Origin of the sequence: Vreelandella titanicae (genome assembly GCF_014697095.1) — a bacterium.
Lineage (GTDB): Bacteria > Pseudomonadota > Gammaproteobacteria > Pseudomonadales > Halomonadaceae > Vreelandella > Vreelandella titanicae.
Window position 1 is genome coordinate 1703122 of sequence record NZ_CP059082.1, and the last position, 16636, is coordinate 1719757.

At 56.8% G+C, this 16636-nt stretch carries 13 protein-coding genes; 10 read left to right on the forward strand and 3 right to left on the reverse strand.

The window, feature by feature from the left end:
• Positions 1-43 precede the first annotated feature (43 nt).
• The 7 genes from otnI (at position 44) to HZS52_RS07960 (ending at position 7309) form a co-directional block, all read left to right on the forward strand.
• Positions 44-841, forward strand: coding sequence for a 2-oxo-tetronate isomerase (otnI, locus tag HZS52_RS07930; RefSeq protein WP_190374499.1), 798 nt, complete (start codon positions 44-46; stop codon positions 839-841).
• A 63-nt stretch (positions 842-904) separates the two neighbouring features.
• Positions 905-1867 (forward strand): D-erythronate dehydrogenase, encoded by a 963-nt coding sequence (denD, locus tag HZS52_RS07935; RefSeq protein ID WP_190374500.1) that lies wholly within the window; start codon positions 905-907, stop codon positions 1865-1867.
• A gap of 104 nt (positions 1868-1971) precedes the next feature.
• On the forward strand, positions 1972-2991 hold the full coding sequence (locus HZS52_RS07940) for a TRAP transporter substrate-binding protein (RefSeq protein ID WP_159177477.1): 1020 nt from the start codon (positions 1972-1974) through the stop codon (positions 2989-2991).
• 60 nt (positions 2992-3051) lie between these two features.
• The gene (locus HZS52_RS07945) at positions 3052-3615 is read left to right on the forward strand and encodes a TRAP transporter small permease (RefSeq protein WP_009285964.1); all 564 of its coding nucleotides are present in this window, start codon (positions 3052-3054) and stop codon (positions 3613-3615) included.
• Complete coding sequence (locus HZS52_RS07950; protein ID WP_138799267.1) at positions 3612-4889, forward strand: TRAP transporter large permease; 1278 nt, start codon at positions 3612-3614, stop codon at positions 4887-4889. Before HZS52_RS07945 ends, HZS52_RS07950 begins: the two co-directional genes overlap by 4 nt.
• Positions 4890-4952: 63 nt before the next feature.
• Positions 4953-6413 (forward strand): aldehyde dehydrogenase family protein, encoded by a 1461-nt coding sequence (locus HZS52_RS07955; RefSeq protein WP_138799268.1) that lies wholly within the window; start codon positions 4953-4955, stop codon positions 6411-6413.
• Between the two features lie 23 nt (positions 6414-6436).
• The gene (locus HZS52_RS07960) at positions 6437-7309 is read left to right on the forward strand and encodes an NAD(P)-dependent oxidoreductase (RefSeq protein ID WP_022521636.1); all 873 of its coding nucleotides are present in this window, start codon (positions 6437-6439) and stop codon (positions 7307-7309) included.
• 35 nt (positions 7310-7344) lie between these two features.
• On the opposite strand, the gene HZS52_RS07965 is transcribed toward HZS52_RS07960, so the two are convergent.
• Positions 7345-7995, reverse strand: a complete 651-nt coding sequence (locus HZS52_RS07965; RefSeq protein WP_022521637.1) for a TetR/AcrR family transcriptional regulator — start codon at positions 7993-7995, stop codon at positions 7345-7347.
• A 100-nt stretch (positions 7996-8095) separates the two neighbouring features.
• Between HZS52_RS07965 and HZS52_RS07970 the strand changes: the two genes are divergently transcribed.
• Together HZS52_RS07970 and HZS52_RS07975 are read left to right on the forward strand one after the other, a co-directional pair.
• Positions 8096-9256, forward strand: coding sequence for an efflux RND transporter periplasmic adaptor subunit (locus tag HZS52_RS07970; RefSeq protein WP_190374501.1), 1161 nt, complete (start codon positions 8096-8098; stop codon positions 9254-9256).
• The gene (locus HZS52_RS07975) at positions 9243-12350 is read left to right on the forward strand and encodes an efflux RND transporter permease subunit (RefSeq protein ID WP_190374502.1); all 3108 of its coding nucleotides are present in this window, start codon (positions 9243-9245) and stop codon (positions 12348-12350) included. Before HZS52_RS07970 ends, HZS52_RS07975 begins: the two co-directional genes overlap by 14 nt.
• Positions 12351-12479: 129 nt before the next feature.
• Here the strand turns inward: HZS52_RS07975 and HZS52_RS07980 are convergent, their stop codons facing one another.
• On the reverse strand, positions 12480-13241 hold the full coding sequence (locus HZS52_RS07980) for an SDR family NAD(P)-dependent oxidoreductase (protein ID WP_022521639.1): 762 nt from the start codon (positions 13239-13241) through the stop codon (positions 12480-12482).
• A 247-nt stretch (positions 13242-13488) separates the two neighbouring features.
• Between HZS52_RS07980 and HZS52_RS07985 the strand changes: the two genes are divergently transcribed.
• A complete protein-coding gene (locus HZS52_RS07985) occupies positions 13489-14835 on the forward strand; it encodes an aspartate aminotransferase family protein (protein ID WP_223828088.1) in 1347 nt (448 codons plus the stop codon).
• Between the two features lie 50 nt (positions 14836-14885).
• Here HZS52_RS07985 and pdxR read toward each other — a convergent pair whose 3' ends face one another.
• On the reverse strand, positions 14886-16373 hold the full coding sequence (pdxR, locus tag HZS52_RS07990; RefSeq protein WP_190374504.1) for a MocR-like pyridoxine biosynthesis transcription factor PdxR: 1488 nt from the start codon (positions 16371-16373) through the stop codon (positions 14886-14888).
• Positions 16374-16636 lie beyond the last annotated feature (263 nt).

Genomic DNA, 16636 nt, shown 5'->3' on the forward strand with positions numbered 1-16636 from the left:
CGACGCACTTAACAATGACGTACTGAACAACAAGAGCACCACGATGATTCGATTAGCCGCCAACCTCAGCATGCTGTTTAACGAGCACGCCTTTATGGATCGCTTTGCCGCTGCTGCGAAGGCGGGCTTTAAAGGCGTTGAGTACCTGTTCCCGTACGCCTATGCCGCCGATGAGTTAAGAGATGCGCTGAACAAGCACCAACTGGAGCAAGTGCTGTTTAATCTGCCGCCAGGCGATTGGGAAGCAGGTGAGCGGGGCTTGGCGAGCCTGCCGGGTCGAGAAGGGGAGTTTCGTGACTCGGTGATTGAAGGGCTACGTTACGCCGAGGCGCTCAACTGCCCTCGGGTGCATGCCATGGCGGGGCTGCTCCCGGAAGATGCCGATGCCGCGACCCAGGCTGAACACCACGCCACCTATATCCGCAATCTGCATTTTGCTACGGAAGAGGCGGCGAAAGTTGGCCGAGAGATACTGATCGAGCCGATTAATACGCGCGATATGCCCGGCTTTTTTCTCTCTCGCCAGGCCCAGGCCATGACGGTATTGGAAGAAGTAGGGGCAGAAAATCTAAAGCTACAGTTTGATCTCTACCACTGCCAAATTATGGACGGCGACCTGATTCGCCACCTTGAACGCCAGTTCAGCGCCATCGGGCATATTCAAGTCGCAGGCGTACCCGGGCGCCACGAGCCGGATGTGGGGGAGGTGCACTATCCCGCCATCTTCGAGCGCTTAAGTGCGCTGGGCTATAGCGGCTGGATTGGCTGCGAGTATCGGCCTAAGGTCGACACTCGCGCGGGGCTGGGGTGGGGCGAGGCGTGGGGCCTAATCACACACTGATCGACACTCACTAATCTGCCCCAACTGAATGAACAATAACAACACTACAACAGGATCCTCACGATGCATATTGCCATTACCGGTGCTGCTGGGTTTCTCGGCCAGCGTTTAGTCAAGCAATTGCTTGAACGTGGTGAGCTTCGCCAGCAGCCTATTACGCGCTTGACACTGATTGACCAGATCGAAGCGCCGCAGCCTGCAGCGGAAAGCGTTGCTGTGACATCAGTGGCGCTGGATATTACCCAACCCGACGCACTGGATAGCGTGTTAGAGCAGCGACCTGATGTGATCTACCACCTGGCGGCGGTGGTAAGCTCCGCCGCAGAAGCCGATTTGGAACTCGGTATGCGGGTGAATTTCGATGCCACACGGGCGCTGCTGGAAGGCTGCCGGGAGCAGGAGCTATCCGATACTCGCTTGATTATGGCCAGCTCCGTGGCGGCCTACGGCGGTGAGTTGCCGGAGGTACTGGATGATATGACGGCACTCCATCCGCAAAACTCCTACGGTGCACAAAAAGCCATGTGCGAGCTGCTCATCAACGATTACAGCCGCCGAGGGCTCATTGATGGTTTAGTGCTGCGCCTACCGACGATTGTGATTCGACCCGGCCGCCCTAATGCTGCGGCCTCCAGCTTTGCTTCCAGCATCCTACGTGAGCCGCTCAAGGGCGAAGAGGCGGTTTGCCCGGTGCCTACCGAGCTGCCGATGTTTGTGATGTCACCGGGCAAAGTGGTGGAGGCGCTGATTCATGGTGCGGAAGTGCCGAGCGAAGCCCTGGCCTCTTTTCGCGCCTTTATGCTACCCGGCATTACCGTCACGGTAGCCGATATGCTGGCAGCACTGCGCGATGTGGCCGGCGAGAAAGCGCTTTCGCTGGTACGCCATGAGCCTGACCCGCGCATTGAAGCCATTGTGGCGAGCTGGCCTGCGCGTTTTGAAACCGCGAAAGCCAAGCAGCTTGGTTTTGTGGGCGACGACAACTTTAAACAGATTATTGATGCGTTCGTTACTGAACCGTCGTGAGTTCCGGCCTGCCACCCGAGGTAGGCAACAGCCTGGGGCGACGCTACCAATAGCGTGTGTCGCTCCACACTCCACCCTCACAACAACATAAAGAGGGCACTTCAATGACTAAGCAACACTCTACAAAGACACCCACAATTACACGCCATGCCCTGGTGGCGGCGATTAGCGGTATTGCTACCGTTGGCATTGCACTACAAGCCCATGCGGCGACGGAAGTGAACCTGGGGCACACCCTTTCTGATAGCTCCCACTACTCAGTGGGTGCAGATGCCTTTAAAGAGGCGCTGGAGCGTTTGTCTGATGGCGAATTTACGGTAACCGAGCACACCTCGGGGTCGCTGGGTGGCGAGCGGGAGATGATCGAAGGTTTGCAAATTGGCACCGTCGATGTGGTGATTACCTCCACCGGCCCGCTAGGTAACTTCGTTCCCGAAACCTATGTGCTCGACCTGCCGTTCCTGTTCGAAAACTACGACCAGGCGCGCTGCGTGCTGGATAGTGAGCTTGGCGACGAGCTACTGGAAAAAATGGGCGATCATGATTTGATCGGCCTGGCTTGGACAGAGAATGGCTTCCGCCATTTGACCAATAGCCAGAGAGAAATTGCCACACCAGCAGATGCCGAAGGCCTGCGCGTTCGCACCATGGAGAACGAGGTGCATCAGGAGGCTTTCCGTCAGATGGGTGCTCGGCCAACGCCGATGGCCTTCCCGGAACTGTTCACGGCACTTCAACAGGGTACCGTCGATGGCCAGGAGAACCCGATTACGGTCATCGTCGCCACCAACTTCTGGGAAGTGCAGGATTATCTCTCATTAACCGGGCACGTCTATTCGCCGGCCATCGTCCTGGGGTCGCCGATTCTGCTAGATGGCTTAAGTGACGAAGAGCGTGGCTGGTTTAGGGAAGCTGCTGTCGCATCTGCTGAAGCAACCCGTGAAGAGGTCTCGCGGCTAGAGCGTGAAGGCGTGGCGCTGCTGGAAGAGAATGGTATGACGGTAAAGACCGACATTGATGTTGCTCCTTTCCAGGAAGCGGTTCAGCCCGCCTATGAGATATTTACTTCTGAGTACGGCACCGAAATGCTGGAGCGCATTCAGGACAAAGCCAGCAGTTGCTGAGCGCTTCTTCCTCCCCGGCCTTCGGCGTAGCCGGAGGCCGCTTTGGCATGGTGATCTCTTATGCTAGCGGTATTTCTTCGTTTTGAGCATCAGTTAACCCGGCTTGCAATGCTGATTGCAGTGGTGATGCTGGCGATATCGGTAACCCTCAGCTTTTATCAGGTGCTCACCCGCTTTGTGTTTAACGCCCCTTCTACCTGGACGGAAGTCGCCTCCCGCGCTGCCATGATCTGGTGCGTATTTATGGCCGCTGCCGCCACCTTTCGGGGCGGTTACATGATGGCGGTGGAGGTCGTTTATAAAGTGGTACCTGCGCGTTTTCTCACTCTTTTAGAGGTGCTCATTGTGGTGTGCTGCCTGCTGGTGCTTGGGGTGCTGATCCATTACGGCATCCAAATGACGATGCGGGTGAGCAATCAAACAATGTCGGGAATGAATATTTCGATGTCGTGGGCCTATGCGGCGATTCCCACGGGTTCAAGTTTTGCCATTGTGGCTGTTGCGGCTCGGCTTTTAGCGCAGCTCAGTGGACGTGAAAAGGTAGGGCCGGAGAATAGCGAAATTACTCCTGAGAAGGCGTTGGTTGAAGATGGCCATCTCCCTAAAGGAGGGGCGCAGTCATGAATATGGTTATTGGCCTGTCGCTGATCATTCTATTCACCTTCGGCGTGCCGATCGCGATTTCGATTATCCTGGCGTCAATTATCGGCATCGAATTCTTTACTCGCTTGCCACTGTTGCTGGTGCCGCAGCAGATGTTTATCGGTATTGATAAATTCCCGCTCATGGCGATCCCATTTTTTATTCTTGCCGGGAATTTGATGGCCGCAGGGGGCATCTCCCAGCGCTTGGTGGACTTAGCCAAATCTATCGTGGGGAAGGTGCAGGGTGGCTTGGCCATGTCCTGCGTACTGACCTGCATGATGTTTGCGGCGGTGTCAGGCTCCAGTGTGGCCACCACCTTCGCGATTGGCGCCATCCTGATTCCGGCGATGGTGAAACATGGCTACCCAAAGCCATTGGCTGCCTCCATTCAGGCGTCATCCGCTGAGCTGGGTGTGCTTATACCCCCGTCGATTCCTCTCATTCTGTATGGCGTGAGTACCGATACGTCCATTGGTCAGCTGTTCCTCGCCGGCATTGGCCCCGGCATATTGATTGGCAGCGCGCTGATACTCTTTCTCTACCTGTTTTGCAAGGTGCGCGGTTACGGCAAGGACGACTATAAAGACAGCACCGGATTTATGATCTCGGTAAAGCGTGCCTGGGTGGCCATGCTAATGCCGGTGGTCGTGATTGGCGGTATCTATGGCGGGATATTTACCCCGACTGAAGCCTCCGCCGTGGCCGTGTTTTTTGCCCTGATCGTGGGAGGTTTCTACTACCGTGAACTGAAGGTCGATGACCTGTGGCCGATTATGCGCCAGAGCGTGATCTCTACCGCCGCCGTTATGTTGATTATTGCCGCGGCCTCGCTATTTAGTTTTCTGCTTAGCCGCACGGGGCTACCTGCACAAATCGCCACCCTGGTCACCAATACCATCAATGATCCTCTGATGTTTTTGCTGGTGGTCAATGCATTGCTGTTGGTTGTCGGCATGTTTATCGAAACTTCCGCCGCTATTCTGGTGTTGGCACCGATATTGACCCCGATTGCAATGCAGTTTGGCATCCACCCCGTCCATTTTGGGCTGGTGATGGTGGTTAATCTGGCGCTTGGCATGATTACGCCGCCGCTCGGCGTAAACCTCTTTGCTGCCTGTGCGGTTGCCAAAATCTCGATCGATCAAATGCTGCCATGGCTGGTGCGCTTTGTGCTGGTGGTATTGGCCTGCCTAATGGCGATTACCTATATGCCGTGGATTTCCATGGGGCTGGTGACTGCTTTTTACGGTTAATTTTTTACTGAATCCTGTCGCTTTTTAGCATTACCCGAACAATGACAATTAAAGGAGTGCGATATGCAAGATGCATTAGTGTTACCGCCTCAGCAGGCGCTGATTGGTGGTGAGTGGGTTGATACGGCCACTACCTTACAAGTAGAAGCACCAGCTTCGTGTGAGCCTTTGGCACGTATAGCACGTAGCCAGGAGGGTGACGTAAAGGCAGCCGTTGAGTCGGCACACCAGGCGTTTTCCGGCCAATTGGGCGAGTGGGCGAGTTGGTCTGCCCGGCAGCGCAGCGAATGGTTGCTACGCTTTGCAAATATTATCGAGGCGCATCACGAGCAACTGGCACAGCTTGAGTGTGCTGATACCGGGAAGCCTATGACTCAAGCCAGGGGCGATATTGGTGCCTGCGCACGCTACTTTCGCTTCTATGGCGGTGCGGCGGACAAGCTTCACGGTGAAACCATCCCCTTTGAGACCGACTTCGCGGTCATGACCCTGCGTGAGCCCTACGGCGTGTGTGCGCAAATTATTCCCTGGAACTACCCATCGCAGATCTTCGGGCGCTGCGTAGCGGCGGCGCTGGCCGCGGGTAATACCGTTGTGCTCAAGCCCGCGGAGGATGCCTGTTTAAGCGTACTGCGTTTAGCGCAACTGGCAGTGGATCATGGCCTTCCGGCGGGTGCACTCAACGTGGTGCCAGGGCTTGGTGCTGAAGCGGGCGCTGCCCTTGCTGCCCACCCAAACATTGATCATCTCTCCTTTACCGGCTCGCCAGAGACCGGCACCCATGTCGCCCAGGCGGCCGCGCAGCACCATGTACCCGTCACCCTGGAACTTGGCGGTAAGTCTCCCCAATTAGTGTTTGCCGATGCGGATATTGATGCCGCGCTTCCTGCGGTGGTGCGCGGCATTATTCAGAATGCCGGGCAGACCTGCTCCGCAGGCAGCCGTTTGCTGGTGCAGCGGGAGATCGCTGAGAGCGTGGTCGCTAACCTCAGCGAGCGCTTCGCTGCACTGCGCTGTGATGCAGGCGAAGCGGATGCTGACTGCGGCCCACTGATCAATGCGCGTCAAAAAGCCAAGCTGGAAGCGCGCTTGGCGGCCGCCGAAGCCGACGGTATTCGCGTGGCAGCAAAAGGTCAGTTAGCCGCAAGCGCGCCAAGCGGCGGCCACTTCGTAGTGCCTCAACTACTCACCGATATTCCCGAAGGGCATGAAGTGCTTCAAGAAGAGTTGTTTGGCCCAGTGCTGGTGGTGCAGGTGTTTGAGGACGAAGCGGAAGCTCTGGCGCTGGCTAATGCTACCGATTTTGGCCTCTGTGCCGGTATTTGGACGCGCGATGGTGGTCGCCAGCTCCGTTTGGCCAAAGGTATTCGCAGCGGTCAGGTATTCATCAATAACTACGGTGCCGCCGGTGGTGTAGAGCTACCATTTGGTGGCGTTGGGCGTTCCGGCCATGGCCGAGAGAAAGGCTTTGAAGGTCTGCGTAGCTATACCCGAATTAAGACGGTTGCTATCAAGCACGACTAATCACCATTAATGGAGCAATGACAATGACAACATCTCGCCAGGTAGGCATCGTCGGCGTAGGCCTTATGGGCCATGGGATTGCCAGCAGTCTGCTGCGCGCAGGCCACCAAGTCAGCTTTCTCAATCACTCGGGCAATCAGCCCGTAGATGACCTGCTGGCCGCCGGTGCTACCGCGTTGAATTCAGGCCGAGAGGTAGCACAGAGCGCTGAGGTGGTGATTCTGTGCGTGACCGGCTCACCCCAAGTAGAAGCGGTGCTATTTGAACCTAACGGCGTTTTGGAAGGGATAACGCCCGGTAGTATCGTGGTGGATTGCTCCACCGCCTTGCCCAGTTCAACAGAAAACGTCGCTGCCAGAGTCACAGAGGCTGGCGGGCGCTTTATGGATGCCGCCATGACGCGCACCCCCAAAGAAGCGGCTGAAGGGCGGCTCAACTTGATTGTTGGTGCGCCGAAGGCACTGTTCGATGAAACGCTGCCTCTGCTGCAGGGCTTTGCCGAAAATATTGCCCATGCGGGCGATGTGGGCGCGGGGCATACCCTTAAACTGCTGCATAATTTTGTTTCGCTTGGGTTTTCTGCGGTATTGGCGGAGGCCACTGTCGCTTCACGTAAAGCGGGCATCAGCGATACCGCCTTGCTTGAAGTGCTTGGCGCAGGCGGCGGCGGTGGGGTAGTACTCGAGCGGCTGCGCCCCTATATCGCTGACAATGACCCTTCAGGCTTTAAGTTTAGCGTTGCCAATGCCAGCAAAGACCTCGGTTACTACCATACGATGACCGAAGACCTCGCCGTGGAGGGAGGTATCGCTGAAGCCGTCCGCAACCTGTATAAATCGGTAGAGGATCAAAGCCTGCCAATACCCGCGCTAATCGGTGTGCTAGAGCGGCGTTAAAACAGATTGTGATTTTTCAATGGGCTGTGTTTGGCCTAGGTATTCCCATACGCCGCCAAAAACACATCCACGGCGCTACTGACCTGATGATGCAGCTCTTCATCGCTGGGGAGGTGGCGAACGCCCATGCGGACTTCTGTGACCAACATGCCTTGCCACATACTGCACAGGTGGCTGGCGGCAAGCGTGGGTGTGCCAAGCGTTAAATGCCCGGTTTGGGCTAGTCCCTCCAATTTCTCCTGCAGCCACTGCTTAGTGGCCCAAGGGCCTGCCTCAAAAAAAGCCTGTAGCAGCTCAGGGTGCTGCTCTCCCTGAGTGTTCATCACCCGCTCAACCGCCAAGACATGGGGTTCCAACAAAAAGTGCACTAAGCTCATGCCGACTTCGATCAATGATTGGCGAACCCCCTCGTGGGTGTCGGGCAGTTTATCTAATCCCCTGCGGATGATTTCGGTTTCGCGCCGTATCACACTGCCAAACAGTGCCTCTTTGGTCACAAAGTGGCCGTAGACTGTGACTTTGGAAACACCCGCTTCTCGGGCAACGGCTTCCATCGTTACCCCCTCTAAACCGTGGCGAAAAAACAGACACGCCGCCGCATCCATCATGGCATCCCGTTTAACCATATCCTTGGGTCGGCCAGCGCGGCGCTTTGGTTCAGGCGATGTATGTTGGGGCTCTGTCATTCGGTGCAATCCGGGCTATTGAGTAAATAAATATTGAACGTGAGCGTACAAATATTATAGTGAACGGTATCGTTCAAGAATAAACCATTTCGAGGCCAACATGGGCACTCCTCTAAAAACTTCCTGGAACCACCGGTTTCGCGGCACGCTGGCGGCGCTGTTGATGGTAGGTGCCACACTGGCGACGGTATTTTCTCTCTCCAGTCAGCACAGCAGTGCTCAGCAGGCCCGCCAGCAAGGCGCTGATAACGCCCTGTTACAGGTGTCGACCAAGGCCCTGGAGCAAGCCGAGCAACTGCAACGCGATGTGCGCTTAACCGGACGTGTGGTGGCGCGCCAGTCGGTATCGCTGGCGTTCGAACCCGCGGGGCGGGTTAGTGCTGTGTCAGCAGACAGAGGCGATGCGGTTGCACAGGGGGATGTGCTTGCCACGCTGGATACCCGTCGATTGGAAAGCCGCTTAGCGGAGGTAGCTGCACGCAGTGAAGAAGCCCGTGCCAGCCTCGCCCTGGCTCAGCGCCAGGAGGAGCGTGAAGCGCAGCTAAACCAGAATAACTTTGCCAGCCGCACGGCGCTGGATCAGGCCCGGACAGATCGACTGACCCTCCAGGCTCGCCTGGCGGCGCTGGCAGCCGAGCGCGATAGCCTTACCGCCGATTTGGATGACAGCACGTTAAAAGCGCCCTTCGGCGGACGAGTGATCGAGCGCCATGTCAGTGTCGGCAGCTTGGTGAGTAGCGGCACTACCGCTTTCGATCTTATCGATGTCGAGCAGTTAGAAGCGCATCTTGGCCTACCCGCAGCGCTGGCCGCGACGTTTACGCCAGGTGAAGCCGTTGAGCTGATGGTGAATGGTGAGGAAGTCAGCGGTAAGGTACGTGCTCGGCTCCCCCAGGTTGATAGCGACAGTCGCACCCAGACGCTGGTGGTATCGCTGGAAACCCCAGACCATGCCGTGCCCGGCGATCTGGCAGAGCTGCGCTACAAGATCACAGAGCCCGCAAACGGATACTGGGTGCCGTTGGATTCCCTGCAAGCCGCCGACCGTGGCCTGTGGAACGTATTGGTGGCCGAGCCGTTAGAGAACGATCACTACCGTGTGGCCCAGGCCAGCGTGGAGCTATTGCATAGCGAAGGAGACCAGGCCTTTGTACGCGGCACGCTGGCGTCGGGCATGCGGCTGATTACCGGTGGCACCCACCGTGTAACGCCAGGTCAGCAGGTCACGCTAAGCGAGGAAGTGGCCTATGAAGCGCCTTGAGTGGTTATTTAACCGTCGACTGTTAGCGCTAGCCCTGGGCCTTCTCGTTGTCGCCGGACTGTCGGCCATTCAAACGCTGCCACGCGCGGAAGACCCCCATTTGGTGGCGCGCATGGCCACCGTGCTTGCGCCTTTTCCTGGCGCCACCCCCGAGCAAGTCGAAGCTTTAGTGGCGCGTCCCATTGAGGATGAGCTACGCACCATCGCTGAGATTAACGTGCTGGAATCCACCTCACGCCAGGGCATTGCGGTGATTAGCCTTGAGCTTGAGGATGCCGTGACCAATGTAACGCCGGTGTGGAGCCGCGTGCGCGACAAGCTGGCCGATGCCGCCCCTACACTGCCTGACGGCGTGCAAACGCCGGAACTGCTGGATGATCGGGGCTACGCATTTAGCATCGTGGCCGCATTGCGCTGGACACTGGATACCCCGCCCAATCCCCAACTGATGGAGCGCTACGCCGAGCGTTTGGAAGCAGCGTTTAGAAACGTCCCTGGCACGGAGTATACCCACCGCTTTGGCGTGGCGGGGGAGCAGGTAGAGGTGAGGGTTAACCCGCTTGAACTGAACGCCTTGGGGCTCTCCGTCGGGCAATTAGCGGCCACTATTGAGGCAAGCGATGGACGACGTACCGCAGGTGAAGTGGTCACCGACGGCCACCGGCTGACGGTGGGGCTAAGCGGTGAGTTTGATGCGCTCGATAGGCTACGCGAGATAGAAGTGACGACTCGGCAGGGGCACACCGTAAGACTTGGCGAGTTGGCTGAGCTACGCCGGGGCGTGCAAGACCCGCCCGCCGCAGTGGCACTGCTTAACGGCGAACGAGCGGTGTATGTCGGCGCACGTATGGCTCCCGGCCAGCGAATCGATAACTGGGTGGAAAAAGCACAAGAGCAGTTGGCGGTGTTCGCCGATGAATTGCCTGTCGGCATCGCGGTTGAAGAGGTTTTCGAACAGGCCAGTTACACCAACCAGCGCTTAAGTGACGTGGCTGGCAGCCTGCTGATGGGGCTAGCGCTGGTGGTGGCGATCCTGTTCATCACTATGGGCTGGCGCTCGGCGGTGACGGTGGGGTTGGCGATCCCCGCCACGGCTCTGCTCACCCTGGCGTTCTTCAAGCCGCTGGGTATCGATATTCACCAGATGAGCATTACCGGCATTATCGTGGCGCTGGGGCTAATGGTCGACAATGCCATTGTGATGACCAACGCCCTGCGCGAGCGCTTTTTGAAAGGCGATTCAGCGCTTGCCGCTACCCGGGACACATTGCGCCACTTAGCGGTGCCGCTGCTGGCCAGCACCTTAACCACCATATTGGCGTTTATGCCGATTGTGTTGATGCCGGGCCCAGCGGGGGAGTTCGTGGGGCCCCTGGCCATGGCGGTGATGGTCGCACTGGTAAGTTCTTATCTGGTTTCGCTGCTGCTGGTGCCTGCGCTGTCACCCATGCTGTTAGCCAGGGTCGCTGATAAACCTCCAACGCCTCGAAATAACGGCGTCAGTGGGATGCTCAAGCGCGGCTTCCGCCGTACGGTACGCAGCGCGCTGCGTCACCCCTGGGCCGCCATGATCATCACCCTGTGTGTGCCCGTGGGTGGCATGGCGTTGATGCCCACGCTGGATGTGGCGTTTTTTCCTCCCGCAGACCGCGACCAGTTTCACATTGAGGTGCGCCTGCCCCCCGCCAGCAGTATGGCCAACACCGAAGCACTGGCCCATGAAGTCGATGCCATGATTCGTGAGTTGCCGGGCATCACCCGCGTCTCGGCGTTTGTCGGTGAAAGCGCGCCAATGATGTACTACAACGTGCTTACCAATGAGGATAACAACCCGGCATTTTTGCACCTGATTGTGGACACAGCGTCTTTACAAATCACTAATGAACGAGTGCCCGCCTTACAGCAGGCGCTTGATCGGCGTTTCCCTCAGGCCCAAAGCGTAGTGCGCAAGTATGAGCAGGGGCCGCCGTTTAAAGCCCCGATTGAGCTACGTGTCTATGGTGATGATCTAGCGGTGCTGTCATCGCTGGGACTTGAGCTAGCGGGTCTGATGCACCAACTGCCTCAGGTGACCCATGTGCGCGCTGGCATGCAGCGTGATTTGCCCAGGTTAACCCTGGATATCGACCACACCGCACTGAGTGATGCGGGTCTAACGCCGCAGCGGCTAGCGGAACAAGTGGGGGCCGCGCTCTCGGGGCAATCGGCAGGCATGCTGCTGGAGGATACGCAGCAACTGCCTGTGCGGGTGCGCTACGCCGATGAGTGGCGCACTAACGCAGAACAGCTGGCGGCGCTGCGCCTGGTCAGCGATCAAGTAGCTGAGGGACTGCCACTGGCGGCGGTGGCAGAGGTGTCACTCACGCCTGCCTGGAGCGTGATTACCCGCCGTAACGCTGAACGGATGCAGTTGGTACAAGGGTACCTGGTGGCCGACGCTCTTCCGGCGGTCTCCATGGCTCAGTTGGATGCCAAGCTTCAGGCAGCGTTGGCGTCGGGGGCGTTTCAATTGCCCCCTGGTTACCGAATCGAAACCGGTGGTGAAGCCGCCGAGCGAGATGACGCCGTGGGCAAGTTGCTTGCCTCGGTGGTGCTGCTGGTCATAGCCATGGTGGCCACCGTGGTATTGGCATTTAACTCCTTTCGGCGGGCCGCCATCGTATTTATTGCCGGAGCCCAGGCGATGGGTATGGGTATTGTGGCGCTGCTACTAAGCGGGCATGCGTTTGGGTTTGTGATTATCGTCGGCATCATGGGGCTGGTGGGAGTAGCGATTAATGCCACTATTATCATTATTGCTGCCTTTGATGACGATGAAGCCGCCCGCCGAGGCGATATCGATGCCATGCTGGCGGTGATCAGTGGCCCCACCAGCCGGCATATCGTTTCGACCACGGTCACTACCTTTGCAGGCTTAATTCCGTTGATGTTGGCTACCGGCGGGCTATGGCCACCATTCGCGCAAACCGTTGGTTTTGGACTGCTCTTAGCGACGCTAGTGTCGTTTTTCTTTACCCCTGCCCTTTATCGGCTGTGGGTATCGAGATCTGTTGATGTTGAGTCTCATGACCGCACGACTATTTTACAAGGATGAGTAAAATAGAATGTATCAACAATCGGTCAAAAGCGTAATGAAGCGAGTGGATAACGCCCTTTATCTAGTCAAAGAGCAAGGGCGGTATCGCGTTTCAACGGGTGGCCTATTAAAATCGGCGCAGCAGGCTTAAGCCGGGTCGCGATCAACCGCAAACGCTGACCATGCCTGACGAACGGTCATAATTTCCAAGCGATTGATGTTGATATGGGCGGGCAGCGTGGCCAAGTAGTAAAGCTGCTCGGCGATATCTTCTGCTTGAAGTGGCGTCGTACCCCGGTAAAGTGCATCCGAAGCGGCCTGGTCGCCTTTAGTTCTGACCAGCGTGAACTCGGTTTCTGCCATGCCGGGCGCCAGGTCAGTGACTCGCACGCCAGTACCTAACAGATCGCAGCGTAGGTTGTAGCTGAACTGCTGAACAAAGGCTTTCGACGCGCCATACACATGCCCGCCAGGATAAGGCCACTGACCCGCCACCGAGCCGAGATTGAGAATACTCGCGCCTTTACCGGTTTTCAGCAGCAGCGGCAGCGCCGCGTGTGTCACATTGACCAGTCCCGTGATATTGGTGTCGATCATGGTGTGCCAATCCTCCAGCGCCACCTTTTGCGCCGGTTCCGGTGCCAGGGCTAACCCCGCATTATTGATTAAACACGTCAGCGGCAGAAACGTTTCCGGTAAGTTGCTAATGGCATCAGTCACCGCGTCACTATCGCGGACATCCAGCGCCAGTGTTAGCACGGGCACCTGCTTGGAAAGCTCCTCCTCAAGTGCTTTGAGGCGCTCTACGCGTCGCCCGGTTAAAATCAATGACCAGCCCGCTTTGGCAAAGCGCTGGGCAGCCGCTTTACCAAACCCTGACGTCGCTCCGGTAATAAGTACGCTAGGCATTGCAATTTCTCCACGTTATTCAAGCTATTTAAAGGCAAATAATTAAAGGCGATGGGCGCGTTCTTACATCACTGTAAGCAACGCTGGTTCAAGCCTTTAGGGCCAGTTCGTGCCTGTTACTGTGACATCGCTGTTTTCCAATGCGTCTGTCCCTTTGGCACGTAAAGACTGGCCCTACAGCCTAAACGGTTGACTCACTAGGCTGGCAAGCACGCTATTTCTAAACGAGTTAATTAGGGTGCTTGCTATGAATACCAATATTGCCGCTTCACATCCACCCGAAAGCGTTGTGGATAATACTTATGTACACACCTTAGATCGCCAGTATGTGTTCCACTCCTGGGCACAGCAAGGCAGTTTAGACCCCATGGTGATTGCAGGGGCTGAAGGGTGTCGCGTATGGGACTATGTGGGGCGCTCGTATCTGGATTTTAGTAGCCAGTTAGTCAATACCAATATCGGCCATCAGCACCCCAAAGTGGTGAGCGCGATTCAAGCCCAGGCCGCAAGCCTGTGTACCATTGCTCCAGCCCATGCCAACTTAGCCCGCGGTGAGGCGGCCAAGCGTATTATCGCCAAAGCGCCCGCTGGGTTTAGTAAGGTGTTTTTCACCAATGCGGGGGCTGATGCCAACGAGAACGCCATCCGCATGGCGCGCCAGTATACCGGGCGAAGCAAAATACTATCCGCCTACCGCTCCTATCATGGCAATACCGGTTCAGCGATTGCCGCCACCGGCGATTGGCGGCGTGTGCCCAACGAGTACGCCAGTGGCCACGTGCACTTCTTCAACCCTTATCTCTATCGCAGCGAGTTCTGGGCGCGGGATGAAGAGGAGGAGTGCGAACGGGCGTTGCAACATCTACGTCGGGTGATTGAGTGCGAAGGTGCTAACGCGGTCGCGGCTATCCTGCTGGAAACCATCCCCGGTACTGCTGGCGTGCTGTTACCACCGAAGGCGTATCTGCTGGGCGTCCGAAAGCTCGCTGACGAGTTCGGCATTGTGCTGATTCTCGATGAAGTGATGGCTGGCTTTGGCCGCACGGGGCGTTGGTTCGCTTTTGAACATTACGACATGGCGCCGGACTTAATCGTCTTCGCCAAAGGGGTGAACTCGGGTTATGTACCCGCCGGGGGTGTGATTATCTCTGAGCCCATCTCACGCTATTTCGATGACCACTTTTTTGTCGGTGGCCTGACATATTCCGGCCACCCGCTGGCAATGGCGGCGATAGTCGCGACCCTGGATGCGATGGAAGCAGAGGGCGTGGTTGAAAACGCTGACGCGGTGGGTAATGGCCCGTTAGCCGCAGGGTTGCAACAGCTTGCCGAACGATACGCCATCATTGGAGATTGGCGGGGCGTTGGAGTGTTTCACGCTTTAGAGCTCGTCAGCGATCCGGTTTACAAAACGCCACTGCCAGGGGCGGAAGTGCTGAAACTCAAGCAGCAATTAATGGAAAACGGACTGCTGGTCTTTACCGTTGAGAACCGCATCCATGTGGTACCGCCGTGTATCGTAACGGCCGCTGAAGTAGAGGAGGGTTTAGCCATCTTGGATCGCGTGCTGAAAAACTATACGGCATCACGCTAGATTGGTTTTTAAATGCCCGTTTTAAGTGCCCGTTGTTAAAGTACCCGTTCTCAAGTGCTTAGAGCGTTATCGTAGGCGAGGCCCAGGTGCTGTATGCCTGGGTCGATACGCTCCCTCTCGATGGCGCCAAACCCTAGCCGGAAAAAGCGCCGCGGCGGAGCGGCATCGAAGAAGTGCTGAAAGCCGGGTTCAATCAACACACCCCGCTGGGCGGCATGCCAGGCTAGCCGCTGAGTGTCGATGCTAGCATCCGCTTCCATCCAGAAGGCGCTGGAGCGACTGCTGCTGTGGCTGAGGCAGCCGGGCAATGCCTGATCAATAGCGAGCCGCATCGTGTCGCGCCGCCGGTCGATCTCCTCCACATGCAGTTTGAGGTAGCGCTCGTAATAGCCTTGAGAAATAAACTGTGCCAGCTGGTGCTGTAACGCAGCGGGTGGGTGACGGTACATCATACGGCGCAGCGCTCGCAGCTCGTCGATCACCTCGGCATCGGCCACGACATAACCCATGCGCAGACCAGGCGAGAGCGCCTTGGATAAGCTGCCCATGTAGATAATTCGGGCGCTCTGCGCGCTGGCTTTGAGGGCTGGCAGTGCGAACTGGTCGCCATGAATCTCGGCGTCGTAGTCATCCTCAATCACGATTTGGTCGCGATGGGGTAGCTGGGCCAGTAGAGCTTCGCGCCTCTCGCGGCTCATGGTCACACCTGTGGGCACCTGATGACTGGGCATGACGTACAGATAGTCACACTGCTGAGACCCCTCAAGACGCATGCCTTGCGTATCCACGGTTTGCAACTGCAGACTGGCTCCGCGCTGAGCAAACACATTCATTGCCTCGCGGTAACCGGGAGATTCCAGGGCCACTCGGGTGCCCCGATGGCAGAGCAACTGGGCAATCAAATAGAGTGCATTTTGCGTTCCCATGGTGATCAGAATTTCTTCTGAGCGAGCAAAAATTCCCCGGCGCGGCAAAATACGTTTGCGCAATTGCTCAATCAGAAGCGGGTCGTCCTGGTCAATACGGTCGCGCAGCCAGGGTTTATCGCGTTGCGAACTCAATAAGCGCCGAGAAACATCTCGCCACTGGGCTAACGGAAAAAGTCGCGTATCTAACTGGCCGTAAATAAACGGGTAGGCATATTCCGACCAATTGCCGGGCTTGAGGATTCCTTGGTAGTTAGTAGGGCGCTGAGCAATGCGTTTGTGCCAGTTTGGTGCGCTTATTGCGCCGTTATTGGTTTCGGTTAACGCTGTTAGTGATGAACTAAGCGTTGATTGAGGGTCGCTATAATCAGGGTGTAAATAGTAGCCGCTACGAGGGCGACTTATTAAATAGCCATCCTCGACCAGCTTTTCGTAAACAATCGCCACCGTATTACGCGAAATACCCAGCTGTTGTGAAAGCTTGCGGCAGGAGGGCAGCGCGTCCTCGCTGGGTAAACTGCCCATACGAATCGCTTCCAGCAGCGTTTTGCGTAGTTGTTCTTGCAGGCAGGCGCCAGTGTTAGGGTCGACCTCAAGACACAGCGATGTCATGCACATCTCCTCTTCAAAACCCTGGCCGTCTAGCCCATTCACTCAAGCATCTCTCCTTAAACAAAAGCATCTTTCGTGCCAGTTCTGTTGTCGGCAGCGGCTATCGGTAACTGTCCTTTTAATTTGCGCTAACTGGCTCTAATCGCAGAGAGGATAAAAATCTAGGGTGAAGTCAGCTTCTGCATATCGCCCAACTGTTTGCAGACCCACTGCAAACGCAAAGGCGAGCGATGTTTTGACTGCTTTTTCTAAAACCTATTTTT

Coding starts and splice junctions, on each gene's coding strand:
- otnI (WP_190374499.1), top strand. CDS start 44: ATGATTCGATTAGCCGCCAACCTCAGCATGCTGTTTAACGAGCACGCC.
- denD (WP_190374500.1), top strand. CDS start 905: ATGCATATTGCCATTACCGGTGCTGCTGGGTTTCTCGGCCAGCGTTTA.
- HZS52_RS07940 (WP_159177477.1), top strand. CDS start 1,972: ATGACTAAGCAACACTCTACAAAGACACCCACAATTACACGCCATGCC.
- HZS52_RS07945 (WP_009285964.1), top strand. CDS start 3,052: ATGCTAGCGGTATTTCTTCGTTTTGAGCATCAGTTAACCCGGCTTGCA.
- HZS52_RS07950 (WP_138799267.1), top strand. CDS start 3,612: ATGAATATGGTTATTGGCCTGTCGCTGATCATTCTATTCACCTTCGGC.
- HZS52_RS07955 (WP_138799268.1), top strand. CDS start 4,953: ATGCAAGATGCATTAGTGTTACCGCCTCAGCAGGCGCTGATTGGTGGT.
- HZS52_RS07960 (WP_022521636.1), top strand. CDS start 6,437: ATGACAACATCTCGCCAGGTAGGCATCGTCGGCGTAGGCCTTATGGGC.
- HZS52_RS07965 (WP_022521637.1), bottom strand. CDS start 7,995: ATGACAGAGCCCCAACATACATCGCCTGAACCAAAGCGCCGCGCTGGC.
- HZS52_RS07970 (WP_190374501.1), top strand. CDS start 8,096: ATGGGCACTCCTCTAAAAACTTCCTGGAACCACCGGTTTCGCGGCACG.
- HZS52_RS07975 (WP_190374502.1), top strand. CDS start 9,243: ATGAAGCGCCTTGAGTGGTTATTTAACCGTCGACTGTTAGCGCTAGCC.
- HZS52_RS07980 (WP_022521639.1), bottom strand. CDS start 13,241: ATGCCTAGCGTACTTATTACCGGAGCGACGTCAGGGTTTGGTAAAGCG.
- HZS52_RS07985 (WP_223828088.1), top strand. CDS start 13,489: ATGAATACCAATATTGCCGCTTCACATCCACCCGAAAGCGTTGTGGAT.
- pdxR (WP_190374504.1), bottom strand. CDS start 16,373: ATGACATCGCTGTGTCTTGAGGTCGACCCTAACACTGGCGCCTGCCTG.